The sequence below is a fragment of the Erythrobacter sp. genome (assembly GCF_035194505.1).
Classification (GTDB): Bacteria; Pseudomonadota; Alphaproteobacteria; order Sphingomonadales; family Sphingomonadaceae; genus Erythrobacter.
Window position 1 is genome coordinate 1,187,035 of record NZ_CP136573.1, and the last position, 12,092, is coordinate 1,199,126.

Annotated in this window: 10 protein-coding genes; 6 read left to right on the forward strand and 4 right to left on the reverse strand. The window is 67.2% G+C overall.

The genetic code is table 11. The annotated features are described in order from the left end of the window. Positions 1-207 precede the first annotated feature (207 nt). Positions 208-471 (forward strand): hypothetical protein, encoded by a 264-nt coding sequence (locus RSE14_RS05945; protein WP_324076302.1) that lies wholly within the window; start codon positions 208-210, stop codon positions 469-471. On the opposite strand, the gene RSE14_RS05950 is transcribed toward RSE14_RS05945, so the two are convergent. The 4 genes from RSE14_RS05950 to RSE14_RS05965 form a co-directional block, all read right to left on the reverse strand. Next, on the reverse strand, positions 407-1,207 hold the full coding sequence (locus RSE14_RS05950; RefSeq protein ID WP_324076840.1) for a CDP-alcohol phosphatidyltransferase family protein: 801 nt from the start codon (positions 1,205-1,207) through the stop codon (positions 407-409). The two genes, RSE14_RS05945 and RSE14_RS05950, sit on opposite strands and share 65 nt — an antisense overlap. 130 nt (positions 1,208-1,337) lie before the next feature. Continuing rightward, the gene (locus RSE14_RS05955) at positions 1,338-2,090 is read right to left on the reverse strand and encodes a phosphatidylserine decarboxylase (protein ID WP_324076303.1); all 753 of its coding nucleotides are present in this window, start codon (positions 2,088-2,090) and stop codon (positions 1,338-1,340) included. Positions 2,091-2,140: 50 nt separating this feature from the next. Then, complete coding sequence (locus RSE14_RS05960; RefSeq protein WP_324076304.1) at positions 2,141-3,289, reverse strand: beta-ketoacyl-ACP synthase III; 1,149 nt, start codon at positions 3,287-3,289, stop codon at positions 2,141-2,143. A gap of 87 nt (positions 3,290-3,376) precedes the next feature. Continuing rightward, a complete protein-coding gene (locus RSE14_RS05965) occupies positions 3,377-4,276 on the reverse strand; it encodes a LysR family transcriptional regulator (RefSeq protein WP_324076305.1) in 900 nt (299 codons plus the stop codon). Positions 4,277-4,399: 123 nt separating this feature from the next. Between RSE14_RS05965 and RSE14_RS05970 the strand changes: the two genes are divergently transcribed. The 5 genes from RSE14_RS05970 (at position 4,400) to istB (ending at position 11,991) form a co-directional block, all read left to right on the forward strand. Beyond that, positions 4,400-5,965, forward strand: coding sequence for a proton-conducting transporter transmembrane domain-containing protein (locus tag RSE14_RS05970; protein ID WP_324076307.1), 1,566 nt, complete (start codon positions 4,400-4,402; stop codon positions 5,963-5,965). Positions 5,966-5,997: 32 nt separating this feature from the next. Further along, entirely contained in the window at positions 5,998-8,379 is a 2,382-nt protein-coding gene (locus RSE14_RS05975) for a YbcC family protein (RefSeq protein WP_324076308.1), read from the forward strand. A gap of 95 nt (positions 8,380-8,474) precedes the next feature. Next, positions 8,475-9,359, forward strand: a complete 885-nt coding sequence (locus RSE14_RS05980) for a hypothetical protein (protein WP_324076309.1) — start codon at positions 8,475-8,477, stop codon at positions 9,357-9,359. Positions 9,360-9,761: 402 nt separating this feature from the next. Further along, a complete protein-coding gene (istA, locus tag RSE14_RS05985) occupies positions 9,762-11,276 on the forward strand; it encodes an IS21 family transposase (RefSeq protein WP_324076310.1) in 1,515 nt (504 codons plus the stop codon). Then, positions 11,263-11,991 (forward strand): IS21-like element helper ATPase IstB, encoded by a 729-nt coding sequence (istB, locus tag RSE14_RS05990; RefSeq protein ID WP_324076311.1) that lies wholly within the window; start codon positions 11,263-11,265, stop codon positions 11,989-11,991. The genes istA and istB overlap by 14 nt, the downstream gene beginning before the upstream one ends. The last annotated feature ends 101 nt before the right edge of the window (positions 11,992-12,092 follow it).

Consider the following 12,092-nt stretch of genomic DNA (forward strand, 5'->3'; position numbering starts at 1 on the left):
CGCCTTCCATGTGAATTTGCCCCGTTACAGACCGAATGTCCGTGCCAAAGCGTGCGCGCCACTAGCGGAGCTGCGGAGCAAAATCCAGCCCTGAATCGGCGAGACGTTCGGAACAAAACAAGAATTCCTGCTTGACAGGTTGGAACACCTAGGGAACAAGCCTGATGGAACAAAGAACGAACGCACGAATCGCAAAGGAAACCGGTCATGCTTGCACTCGCCATCAACCTGCTGTTCGCCACCGCTGCCGTGGCGGCGCTGCTCACGCTGGTCGACTGCGCCATGAAGGCGGGCCGGGTCTATGCCGATCTGATGCGCGAAAAGGCGCTGATGGATGCAGGCTTCTTTATGGAGGTCGATCCGCGCGAGGTGCGGCTGCGGGCGGCTGCGCGCCGGGCGGGTGCGGTTACGCTGACGCGCCGCTCGCCGGCTCTGCGTCCCCTGCCTGCTCTTGCGCGCGGCGCCGCTTGATCCGGCCATACTTGATTAGGCCGTAAGGCATCAGGCCAAGATAGCCGATACAGATCACCGAGAGCGTCCACCACGGCTCCATCAGCAGCGCGGCAAAGGCCATCGCGGCAAAGGCCAGCAGCCACAGGCGAATGGCCTTGCGCGGACGCAGCGAGGCCCAGCTGATGGTCGCCATGTTGGAAATCATCAGCACCGCGATCACGCTGAGCCAAAGGGCGATCACTACAGGCTCGCGGAAGAAGGCGATGCCGGTCTCGTTCCACAGATAGAACGGCGTGAAAGCGAGCCCTGCCCCGACAGGCGCGGGCACGCCGGTGAGGAAGCCGGCCGATTTGTGCGGCTGATCATCCATGTCGATGCGGGCGTTGAAGCGCGCGAGGCGCAGCGCGCAGGAAATCGCGAAGGCGAGCGCGGCAAACCAGCCGAAGCGCGGCCATTCCTGCAGCGACCACAGGAACAGGATCAGCGCCGGCGCCACCCCGAAGGACAGCGAATCGGCGAGCGAATCAAGCTCCGCCCCGAACCGCGACTGGGCGTTGAGCAACCGCGCGATGCGCCCGTCGATCCCGTCGAGCACGCCGGCCAGCACCACCGAGAGGATCGCGAAGGACCATTCCCCGTCGATCGCAAAGCGGATGCCGGTGAGCCCCGCGCACAGCGCCGCAGCCGTGATCGCGTTGGGCAGCATCGCCCGCAAGGTGAGCCCGCCCGAACCGCTGCCGCGCATCGGCAGCATCACATCCTCGTCCTCGTCCTCGGCCGCCTTGGGCCCGAGACGCGCGGCCAGAAAGCGCGCGCCGGGAAGCTTGCGCGCGGCGCGCTTGACGGCCGGTCGGCGGGAGGGCGGCCTGGTCACGATTGGCTACTCATTGGGCAATTCCTTCAATCAGGCAGCGCTGGCCAATCTCGGCCAACACAGTCTCGCCCGCCACAATCGTCTGGCCGACCATCACTTTGGCATCCGTGCCCTGCGGCAGATAAATGTCCACCCGGCTGCCGAAGCGGATCAGGCCGACCCGCTGGCCCTTGGCGACAATATCGCCCGGCTTCACGAAAGGCACGATCCGCCGCGCCACCAGCCCGGCGATCTGGGTGAACCCCACCTTCAGCCCGTCGGTCCGCTCGATCAGGATATGCTGGCGCTCGTTCTCCTCGCTCGCCTTGTCGAGCTCGGCGCTCATAAAGCGCCCCGGGATATAGACCACGCGCCGCACCGTCCCGCCGACCGGCGTGCGATTGATGTGGACATCGAACACGCTCATGAAGATCGAGACGCGGGTCACCGGCGAAGCTGCAAGGCCGGCAAAGCCGCTGCCATCGTCGATCACCAGCTCGCGCGGCGGCGTGACTTCCTCGATCAGCGTCACCAGCCCGTCTGCGGGCGCAATGATCGCGGCCTCGCTCTGCGGCACCACGCGCTCGGGATCGCGGAAGAAGGCGAAGACGCCGAGGGACGCCAGCATCATCGGCCAGCCGAACAGGTTCGAGCCGAACACCAACAGCACGAACAGGCTCGCGGCCAGCGCGATCAGTCCGAACTTGCGACCTTCCGGGTGGATTGCGGGCCAGTCCCAGCTCGCCTCGCCCCGGCCTTTGTTATCGAGGATTTCGCCTGCCATTGACCAAGCTTCTAGGGGCGCTTGTGCCGCCCCGCAAGGAGGCTCGCCCCTCAGCCGATCTTGCGCACGAATACGGTACCGGCCGAATAGCCCGCGCCGAACGAGCAGATCAGACCGGTGTCGCCTGCCACAAGATCATCGCTGTGCTGGTGGAAGGCGATGATCGAACCCGCGCTCGAGGTGTTGCCATAGGTGTCGAGCACGGTCGGGCTCTCGTCCTCGTTCGCCTCGTGGCCCAGCACCTTGTGCGCGATCAGGCGGTTCATGCCCGCATTGGCCTGATGCAGCCACAGGCGGCGCAGGGCTTCCGGATCGATCCCGAGGCGCGCGGCTTCATCAAGGATCATCTGCGCCACCATCGGCACCACTTCCTTGAACACCTTGCGACCTTCCTGGACGAACAGCTTGTCGGCGCTGCCGGTGCTTTCGGGATGGGCGCGGTTCAAGAAGCCGAAATTGTTGCGGATGTTGTTCGAGAACACCGTCTTCAGGCGGGTGCCGAGGATCTCCCAGTGCTGCGCCGGGGCAATCGCGGCATCTTCCACCAACACGGCAGTGGCGACATCGCCGAAGATGAAGTGGCTGTCACGGTCGCGCCAGTTGAGGTGGCCGGAGGTGATTTCGGGGCTGACCACCAGCACCGAGCGCGCATTGCCGGCGCGGATGTAATCGGCCGCGGTCTGGATGCCGAAGGTGGCGGACGAGCAGGCGACATTCATGTCGAAGCCGAAGCCTTCGATGCCGAGCGCCTGCTGGATCTCGATCGCCATGGCGGGATAGGCGCGCTGCATGTTGGAGGCCGCGCACAGCACCGCGTCGACATCTTCCGGACGGCGACCGGCGCGCTCCAGCGCCTGCTTGGCGGCGGCAACGCCGATTTCGGCCATCACCGACAGCTCGTCATTGGTGCGCTCGGGCAGGCGCGGGCACATGGTGTCGGGATCGAGGATCGCTGCCTTGCTCATCACGTGGCGCGCCTTGATGCCGCTCGCCTTCTCGATGAATTCGACCGATGAATAGGACAGCGGCTCGGCATCCGGATTGGCCGCGTTGTGCTTATCCACGAAGGCGTTGAAGCTCGCCACCAGTTCTTCGTTGGTGATCGTCTCTGCGGGCGTGAACAGGCCGGTCGCGGAAATGACGGGGCGGCCGGTGAGGGCTGCTTGCGAGGCGGCGGAGCTGGCTTGCGATTCCTGCATGGGTCTCTCTTGCGTGGGAAGCGCGCCGCCTTAAAGCCCGCCTTCGCGCGGGGCAAGGGCTTGCACAGCGCGCATCACCGGCGGCGTTCAGGCGGGCGGCGTGTCCGGCTCTGCGGCGCTGCCCAGCACCTCGGCCAGCAGCGGATTGGGGAAGGTGCGCGCGATGGTGACGGCGCAAAATTCCTCGGTGATGTCGGGCAGCTGGAACAATTCATAGAGCAGGCCTGCGGCAAGCTCGTCCTGCACCACGATCGGCGGGATCACCGCGATCCCTGCATTCGAGCGCGCCAGCAGGCGCAGCATCGCCATGTCGTCCGCCTCGGCCGCGATGCGCGGGACGATGCCCATGCGCTCGATCATTGCGTCGAACCCTGCGCGCAGGGCCGTCTCCGGAGTCGGCAGAATCAGCGGCGCGGTGGTGAGCAGGGTCCGCAAGCCCTGCGCCGCCAGCGCCAGCCGCGAGCGCGTGCCGACAAGGCTGACCGGCTGTTCGGAAATCCGCCGGACGAGATAGGGGCTCGCCGCGTCGCGGGCCGGCACCATGTTGGTCAGAAGCACATCGATCGTGGTGGCATCCAGCGCGCGCAGCAGCTGGGCTTGCGTGCCCGAGCGCAGCACCACCTCGACATCGTCGCGCCCGATCAGCGGTTCGAGGAACTTCATCTGGAAGTTGCGCGACAAGGTCGCCAGCGCGCCGATGCGCAGCACCTTGCGCTGCTCACCCACCGCGCGGAAGGTGGCGGTGAGCTGTTCGGAGGCGCGGAAGATCTGGTCGGCGTAATCGAGCGCGATGCGCCCTGCCTCGGTCAGCACCAGATTGCGCCCGCGCCGTTCGAACAGGTCATGGCCGAGATCGGTCTCCAGGGCCTTGATCTGGGTCGAGACCGCGCTCTGCGAGATGTTGAGCGCCCGCGCCGCTGCGGTCAGCGTGCCTTCGCGCGCGGTGGCGCGGAACAGACGCAGGTGGTGGAGATTGAGGCTGGCCATCGCTGCTCCGCACTAAACGTTCCAATATTGCGAACGTTTGTCTGCAAAATATGTATTTTATCAAAAACTGTCCAGCCCCTATTCCGCCGGCACATCCCGAACCCCTCCTGTCGGAGTGCTGCAATGACGATCGCCTTCGCCCCCTCCTTCCTCGCTCCGCTGGCGCTGCTGCCCGCCATTGCCTTTGCGCTGCTGCGTCCGGGCAAGCGTCCGGGGAGCCTGCCGGTCTGGTCGGAAGGATCGGCCTTTGCCGCTTTCGCGCTGGGCGTGGCAGGCCTTGCCCAGGCCGCGCTCGGCACGCTCGCACAGGCCGGCATCCTCGATGGCGCGCTGCGCCTTGCCCTGCGCGCCGATCTGGTGAGCACCGCGATGGCCACCCTGGTCGGGTTCATCGGCTGGATCGTGATGCGCTACAGCCGCACCTACCTTGACGGCGAGGAGCGCGAAGGCACCTTCCACGCCCTGATGCTGAGCGCGCTCGCCGCGGTGCTGGTGTTCGTGCAGGCCGGGACGCTCGCCACCACCATCCTCGCCGCGATCACCGTCGGCCTTGCCCTGAAGCGCCTGCTGCTGTTCTATCCGCTACGCGCCGAGGCCGGCCGCGCCGCCGCCAAGTTCACGCTGGTGTGGCACGCGGGCGACGCCATGCTGGTCGTCGCCGCCGCGCTGCTCTTCGCCCGGTTCGGCACGCTCGAATTCGCCGCCCTTGCCGAAGCCGCCCGCACCACCGGCCTCGGCCTCACCGGCACCTTCGGCATCGCCGCCATCGTCATCGCCGCCGGGCTCAAGACCGCCGCCTTCCCCCTGCACGGCTGGCTGACCGAGGTGATGGAGGCCCCCACCCCCGTCTCCGCCCTGCTTCATGCCGGGATCATCAATTCGGGCGGGGTGCTGCTGATCACGGCGGCGGGCCTGGTCCAGCAGAGCGCCGGCGCCATGGCCGCGCTGGCGATGCTCGGCGGCCTCACCGCCCTGTTCGGCGCTGCCGTCATGCTCACCCAGAGCGCGATCAAGACCGCGCTCGCCTGGTCGACCATCTCGCAGATGGGCTTCATGCTGCTGCAATGCGGGCTGGGCCTGTGGACGCTGGCACTGCTGCACATCATCGCCCACTCGCTCTACAAGGCGCATGCCTTCCTGTCCTCAGGAAACGCGGTGACCGAAGTCGCCAGCATCCGCCGCCCGGGTCCGGTCGCCGCCCCCAGCGTTGGCGCCGTGCTCAAAAGCTTTGCCCTCGCGCTCGCCATCTTCGCCGCGATTGCCGCTGCCTTCACCAGCGTGTTCGGCCCCAAGTCACCGCAGGCGCTGGCGCTGGGCGCAATCCTGATCTTCGGCGTCGCCTACCTTGTCGCACAGGGCCTCGCAGACCGCGCCCCCGTCGCCCTGACCAAGCGCACCGCAGCTTCCGCGCTCGCGGCCGCCATCGGCTACTTCAGCTTCCAGACCATCGCGCAAAGCCTGTGGGGCCCGATCCTGCCCGCCGCCCCGATGCCGGGCCAGCTTGAATGGGCGGTGCTGGTGGTGGCGGTGTCGAGCTTCGGCCTTGTCGCCTTTGCGCAGGCGCTGTTCCCGCTGTGGGCGCACCACCCCTCCACCGCTGGCCTGCGCGTCCACCTCGCCAACGGCCTTTATCTGAACGCCCTGCTCGATCGCGCCATCGGCGGCTTCAGCACCACCACCAAGCGCTGATCCTGCACAGCCTTCACGCGGAGTATCCGATCATGTTCATGAACCACGCGCAGATCACCCCGGTCCGGCTCTCGACCATTCTCGAAGCCGCGGAACAGGCAGCCCGCGCCATTCCGCCCGCCTTCCCGCTCGATGCGACCGTCGCGGTCAATCCTTTCCTCGGCCAGACCGGCGAGGATCTCGCCGCCGCCGCCGCGCGGCTCGGCCGGGTCGCCGGCGTGCGCGTCACCCGCAAGGGCAGCGAATATGCCGCCGCGATCCGCAGCGGAACGATCAGCGAGGATGATCTGGCAGAGGCGCTCGCCGCCAGCCCCTCGCCCCTGAAGCCTGCCGACACCGCCGCCCTCGCCCATGCCGCCGGACGGCTGGGTGACGGCCCCGAGCCGAGCGCCCTTCCGACCGTCGCCGATCTCGCCGCCGAGGTGACCGGGATCGATTGGCCCGCGCTGATCGACAAGTGCATCGGGCTGTGGGCCGCGGGCCAGTTCGATCGCGGGCAGGCGCTGTGGTCGCCCGCTCCGGGCAGCGAGGCCTTCACCGCATGGCGGGCCTGGGCGATGCATGATCTCACCCCCGAAATCGCCGGATTGAAGGGCTTCTGCGCCCATGTCGCCGCTGCCCCCGACACGGCCGAACGCGCGATCCTGTTCGCCGCCGAGGCGCTGGGCATCAGCGATGCCGCCGCCGAGACCGCCTTCCACCGCCTGTTCATGTCGCTGGGCGGCTGGTCGCAGCACGCCCGCTGGCTGCTGTGGCAGGCCGAACTGGCAGGCGAGAGTGACCGCACGTTGGCCGATCTGCTCGCCATCCGCCTGATTTGGGACGAAGCGCTGCTCGCCCACGCGCCGCAAGTGGCCGAACGCTGGGCTGCGACCATCGCCGCCCATGCCGAGCCGGTTACGCCAAGCGCCGATGATGTCGTGCTCGCCATCCTTCAGGAAGCGGCCGACCGCGGCCACCAGCGCCGCCTGATCGCCGCACTTGACGGCGCAACCCCGGCACCGGACCGCCCCTTCCTCCAGGCAGCCTTCTGCATCGACGTGCGCTCGGAAGTGTTCCGCCGCGCGCTCGAGAGCGTCGACAGCTCCATCGCCACGATCGGTTTCGCAGGCTTCTTCGGCCTGCCGCTGGCGCACCACGCCCACGGCTCCGACATCCGCGAGGCGCGCCTGCCGGTGCTGCTCAATCCGGCCATCGCAACCACCTCGGCAGGCGATCCGGCCAAGGATCAGGCAGACCGCATCAACGCCCGCTCCTTGCGCGCATGGGGCCGCTTCCGGCAGGCGGCGGTGTCCTCCTTCGCCTTTGTCGAGGCGATGGGCCCCGTCTATGCGGCCAAGCTGGTCAAGTCGGCGCTGGGCTTCACGCGCAAGGCCAAGGCTGAGCCTGCGCCGGAAGTGATCGGCGGGATGAGCGCAGAGGCCAAGGCCGACACGGGTGCCGCGGTGCTCAAGGCGATGAGCCTCACGCGCGGCCACGGCGAGATTGTGCTGCTGCTGGGCCACGGCGGCAATGTCACCAACAACCCGCATGAAAGCGCCTATCACTGCGGTGCCTGCGGGGGTTACACCGGCGAGGTTTCGGCCCGCCTGCTGGCGATCCTGCTCAATGATCCGGTGACCCGTGCGGGCCTTGGGACACGCGGGGTCGAGGTTCCGGCCGACACGCTGTTCGTCGCCGGGCTGCACGACACCACCACCGATGCGATCACCATCTACGAGGACGGCCTCCCGGCTGACCGGAGCGGCGATCTCGCCAAGGTTCGTGCGATGCTGGCACAGGCGGCCAAACTCGCCCGGGCCGAGCGTGCGCTGCGGATGCCGGGGGCGAGCGGCGAAAGCATCCCCGCCCGCGCCACCAACTGGGCCGAAATCCGCCCGGAATGGGGCCTTGCGGGATGCGCTGCCTTCATCGCCGCCCCGCGCGAGGCGACCGCCGGCCGCGATCTGGGCGGGCGCGCCTTCCTCCACTCCTATGACTGGCAGGCCGATGACGGCTTCGGCACGCTTGAACTGATCATCACCGCGCCGGTGGTGGTGGCGAGCTGGATCTCCTTGCAGTATTTCGGTTCCTCGGTTGCGCCCGAGATCTTCGGCGGCGGCAACAAGCTGATCCACAACGTGGTCGGCGGGATCGGGGTGATCGAAGGCAATGGCGGACGCCTGCGCCCCGGCCTGCCGTGGCAGGCGGTGCATGACGGCGAGGCGCTCCAGCACGAGCCGCTGCGCCTCAGCGTGATGATCGAGGCCCCGCGCGAGGAAATCCTCAAGGTGCTCGAACGCCATGCTGGCGTGCGCGAGCTGTTCGACAATGGCTGGTTGCACCTCTTCGTGATGAAGGACGGCAAGGTCGACGCGCGCTATCTGCCGGGCCTCAACTGGGCCGATGCCGCGCCGCAGACGCTGGCTGCCTGAGGCGCTGGCTCGCCTGAATCCATCGGCAGGGAATAGGCCGGCGGGGTGAACCGTTATCGGCAGGACAGCTTTCACAGTCCTGGGATAAGAGACCGATGACGATGCATTTTGCCGCCAGCCTGCCGCAACGGGGGATGGCTCTTGCTGCACCCGGCGATGCGCCCCTGCCACTCGACGCGCTGCCCTGGCTTGCGCCGAAGGGCTCTGCCACGCTTTCGGGCGATGTGCGCGGCGGATCACCCGCACGCGGGGGCACAGGGAGCCTGCGTCACATGGGTCTGGCTGGCACGGTTGCCGCCATGATCGGCTGCGCGTGGCTACTGGCGGGGGCAAGCCTGCCGCAAGCAGCAGCCCCGTCGGTCGCGCCCCGGCCTGCCTCGCCCGCGATTGTTGCTGCGGCTCCCCCGGTTGCCACGGACCTGCGGCTTGATGATGCCGCGCGCCTTGCCGCAGCGCAGGCGGCGGCAGCGGCCAGCGCGGCAGCACCTGTCCGCGCGAAGCCTGCCACCATGCGTCAGGCCCCCGCACGCATGCAGGCCCGCATCCCGGCACCGGCCGCGGCTGTCTCTCAGCCAGCCTCCACACCCGCCATCCCCGCCCAGCAGGTTCTCGCTACCGAGGCTGCAGGCAGGCTTGATTTCGCCTCCCAACCCGCGCCCGAAGGCGCGGTCACCGCGGCAACGCGCAGGCAGTTCCGGATGCTGACCGGCAAGGCCCGGGATGCGGCGCGCGATGTCATCCGGCTGGGCGATCGCCGGCGCCCGGGGCGCGATACGTCGGGTCACGCCGAGGCCGGCTATCGCCTGCGGCAGCACAATGCCGAGGCGGCGCGGGGCTACCTTGCCTATCTCGACACGCTGTCACGCTCGATGAAGGGCACGACGTCGGAGAGCGTAGCCCAGCAGTCGCTCGCCAAGGCGCGCCAGACGCTCGGCTATCTGGCGACAATGGAGGCGGATTCGCAGGCGTCGCTGCGCTGATTTTGGCAAAGGGCGCGAATCCAGCCCCCGTTTGACCCCCGCTTGGCACGCAGTTGACCCCGGGATGACCCGCAAACGGGGCTCACCGGACGATGTTTCACGTGAAACATTGGGGGCTTTGCTGCGAGGTTTTCGGCCGCTTCGAGCGAAAGAGAGGGAAGTGGTGGCAGGGCTTGTATCGAACCTAAGAATCAAATAACTGTTTTTCTTTTGTTTTATATGAACCTTGAAAGCCACTCCCACACTCTACCCCACATTTTCGGGGTGTAGGCGCAGTCACCAATCAAAAGTGTGGACCGGCGTGCAAAAGGGACCCCGTTAGCGGGGTGATCGGCATCTAAAAGGGACCCCTCATTCTGATGGTGTAGCGGACTGCCTGGTTTTCCAGGTGGTGAGATCGGGATGTTGGTGGTGGAGACGGTTGTTCGGATACGGCGGGAGCACGCGAGCGGGAAGGCGATCAAGGCGATTGCGCGGGATCTGCGGCTGTCGCGCAAGGTGGTGCGCAAAGCGATCCGGGCGCCGGAAGGCGCATTCGATTATCGCCGCACGGTTCAACCGCTGCCCCGGCTTGGGCCGTTCCAGGAGCGGCTCGACGTGCTGCTGACGGAGAACGAGGCCCGGCACCGGCGTGACCGGCTGCGCATGACCCGGATCCATGATCTGCTGTGCCGTGAGGGGTTCGAGGGATCCTACGACGCGGTCCGGCGCTACGCCCGGCGCTGGACGGAAGCGCGGCGCAAGGATGCGGGTGATGGCGCGCCTGCCTTCATCCCGCTCATGTTCAAGCCTGGCGAGGCTTACCAGTTCGACTGGAGCCACGAGGATGTGGAGATCGCGGGCAAGCCGATGCGGGTGAAGGTGGCGCAGATGCGGCTGTGCGCGTCGCGCGCGGTCTACGTCAGGGCCTATCCGCGCGAGACGCAGGAGATGGTGTTTGACGCGCATGCGCGCGGCTTTGCCTTCTTCGGCGGTGTTCCTCTGCGCGGCATCTACGATAACATGAAGACCGCGGTCACCACCGTGTTCGTCGGCAAGGAGCGGGTGTTCAACCGCCGCTTTCTGGTCATGGCCGATCATTACATGGTCGAGCCCACGGCCTGCTCGCCGGCTGCGGGATGGGAGAAGGGTCAGGTTGAACACCAGGTGCAGACCATCCGGGGCCGCTTCTTCCAGCCTCGCCTGCGCTTTACCAGCATCGAGGAGCTCAACGGTTGGCTGGAAGCTGAGTGCCTGCGCTGGGCCGCAACGCACGCGCATCCCGAGCAGAAGGAGCTGACTGTTGCCGAGGCGCTGGATCTCGAACGGCCAGCCCTGCAGCCGATGCTTGCGCCGTTCGACGGCTTCCATGAGACCGCGCATGCTGTGACCGGCACGTGCCTGATCAGCTTCGACCGCAACCGCTACTCGGTCATGGCCAAAGCGGCGCGGCGGGCCGTTCAGGTCCGCGCCTATGCCGATCGCATCGTCGTGCGCCTCGGCGATGAGGTAATCGCCGAGCATGCTCGGCACTTCGGCCGTGACCGGACGATCTATAATCCCTGGCATTACCTGCCCGTTCTGGCCAACAAGCCCGGCGCCCTGCGGAACGGTGCACCCTTCCAGGGGTGGGACCTGCCACCGGCACTGACGCGGTTGCGGCGCAAGCTGGGCGGCGGTGATGACGCCGACCGCCGCTTCGTGCGCGTGCTGGCATCGATAATGACCGATGGCTTGGAAGCGGTCGAGGCCGCGATCCGGGAGGCGCTTAATAGCGGTGCTGTCAGCGACGAGGTCATCCTCAACATCCTGGCCCGATACCGGGACCCGCCATCCGAGCGCCCCCTGGATGTGGTCGCCGATCTCAAGCTCAGCCACCCGCCGATCGCGGACTGCGCGCGCTACGATACGGTGCGAGGCCTCCATGCAGCGGCATGAGATGATCGAGGCGATGCGTTCGCTCGGGCTCAAGGGCATGGCAGGAGCCTTCGACGAGGCGGTCACCACCGGGTTGCAGCGCAAGCGCACGACCCATGAGATCCTGACCGATCTGTTGCGCGCCGAAGCCGCGCATCGTCATGCCGCCTCGATCCGCTACCGCATGACCGCAGCCAAGCTGCCGGTAATCAAGGACCTCGACGCCTTCACGTTCGAGGGCACCCCGATCAACGAAGAGCTGGTGCGCTCCCTGCACGCAGGTTCGTTCCTGCCCGGTCGCCGCAACATCGTGCTCATCGGCGGCACAGGGACGGGCAAGACCCATCTGGCCACTGCGATCACCGCCAGCGTCGTGCGTGCCGGTGCCCGCGGGCGCTACTTCAACACGGTCGATCTCGTTACCCGGCTCGAGGAAGAAGCTCGCATCGGCAAGGCTGGCGCCATCGCTGCTCAGCTCGGCAGGCTCGACCTCGTGGTGCTCGACGAGCTGGGCTATCTGCCGTTCGCCCGATCCGGTGGGCAGCTCTTGTTCCATCTGATCAGCAAGCTCTACGAGCAGACCTCGGTCATCATCACCACCAACCTCGCCTTCGGCGAGTGGCCCACCGTCTTCGGCGACCCCAAGATGACCACCGCGCTGCTCGATCGCATCACGCACCATTGCGATATCGTCGAGACCGGCAACGACAGCTGGCGCTTCAAAAATCGCAGCTGACCAAGTCAGAAAACCGCCTTCGCGCTGCTGACGCCTCCGGTCGGGCTACGCCCTCCCTACGCCGCCAGCAGCGCGAAACACGCGCCCAGCATCAACCACCC

Bases quoted from the DNA above. Each gene is read 5' to 3' on its own strand.
- RSE14_RS05980 (WP_324076309.1), top strand. From the start codon at position 8,475: ATGACGATGCATTTTGCCGCCAGCCTGCCGCAACGGGGGATGGCTCTT.
- RSE14_RS05970 (WP_324076307.1), top strand. From the start codon at position 4,400: ATGACGATCGCCTTCGCCCCCTCCTTCCTCGCTCCGCTGGCGCTGCTG.
- RSE14_RS05955 (WP_324076303.1), bottom strand. From the start codon at position 2,090: ATGGCAGGCGAAATCCTCGATAACAAAGGCCGGGGCGAGGCGAGCTGG.
- istB (WP_324076311.1), top strand. From the start codon at position 11,263: ATGCAGCGGCATGAGATGATCGAGGCGATGCGTTCGCTCGGGCTCAAG.
- RSE14_RS05945 (WP_324076302.1), top strand. From the start codon at position 208: ATGCTTGCACTCGCCATCAACCTGCTGTTCGCCACCGCTGCCGTGGCG.
- RSE14_RS05950 (WP_324076840.1), bottom strand. From the start codon at position 1,207: ATGCTGCCGATGCGCGGCAGCGGTTCGGGCGGGCTCACCTTGCGGGCG.
- RSE14_RS05960 (WP_324076304.1), bottom strand. From the start codon at position 3,289: ATGCAGGAATCGCAAGCCAGCTCCGCCGCCTCGCAAGCAGCCCTCACC.
- RSE14_RS05965 (WP_324076305.1), bottom strand. From the start codon at position 4,276: ATGGCCAGCCTCAATCTCCACCACCTGCGTCTGTTCCGCGCCACCGCG.
- istA (WP_324076310.1), top strand. From the start codon at position 9,762: ATGTTGGTGGTGGAGACGGTTGTTCGGATACGGCGGGAGCACGCGAGC.
- RSE14_RS05975 (WP_324076308.1), top strand. From the start codon at position 5,998: ATGTTCATGAACCACGCGCAGATCACCCCGGTCCGGCTCTCGACCATT.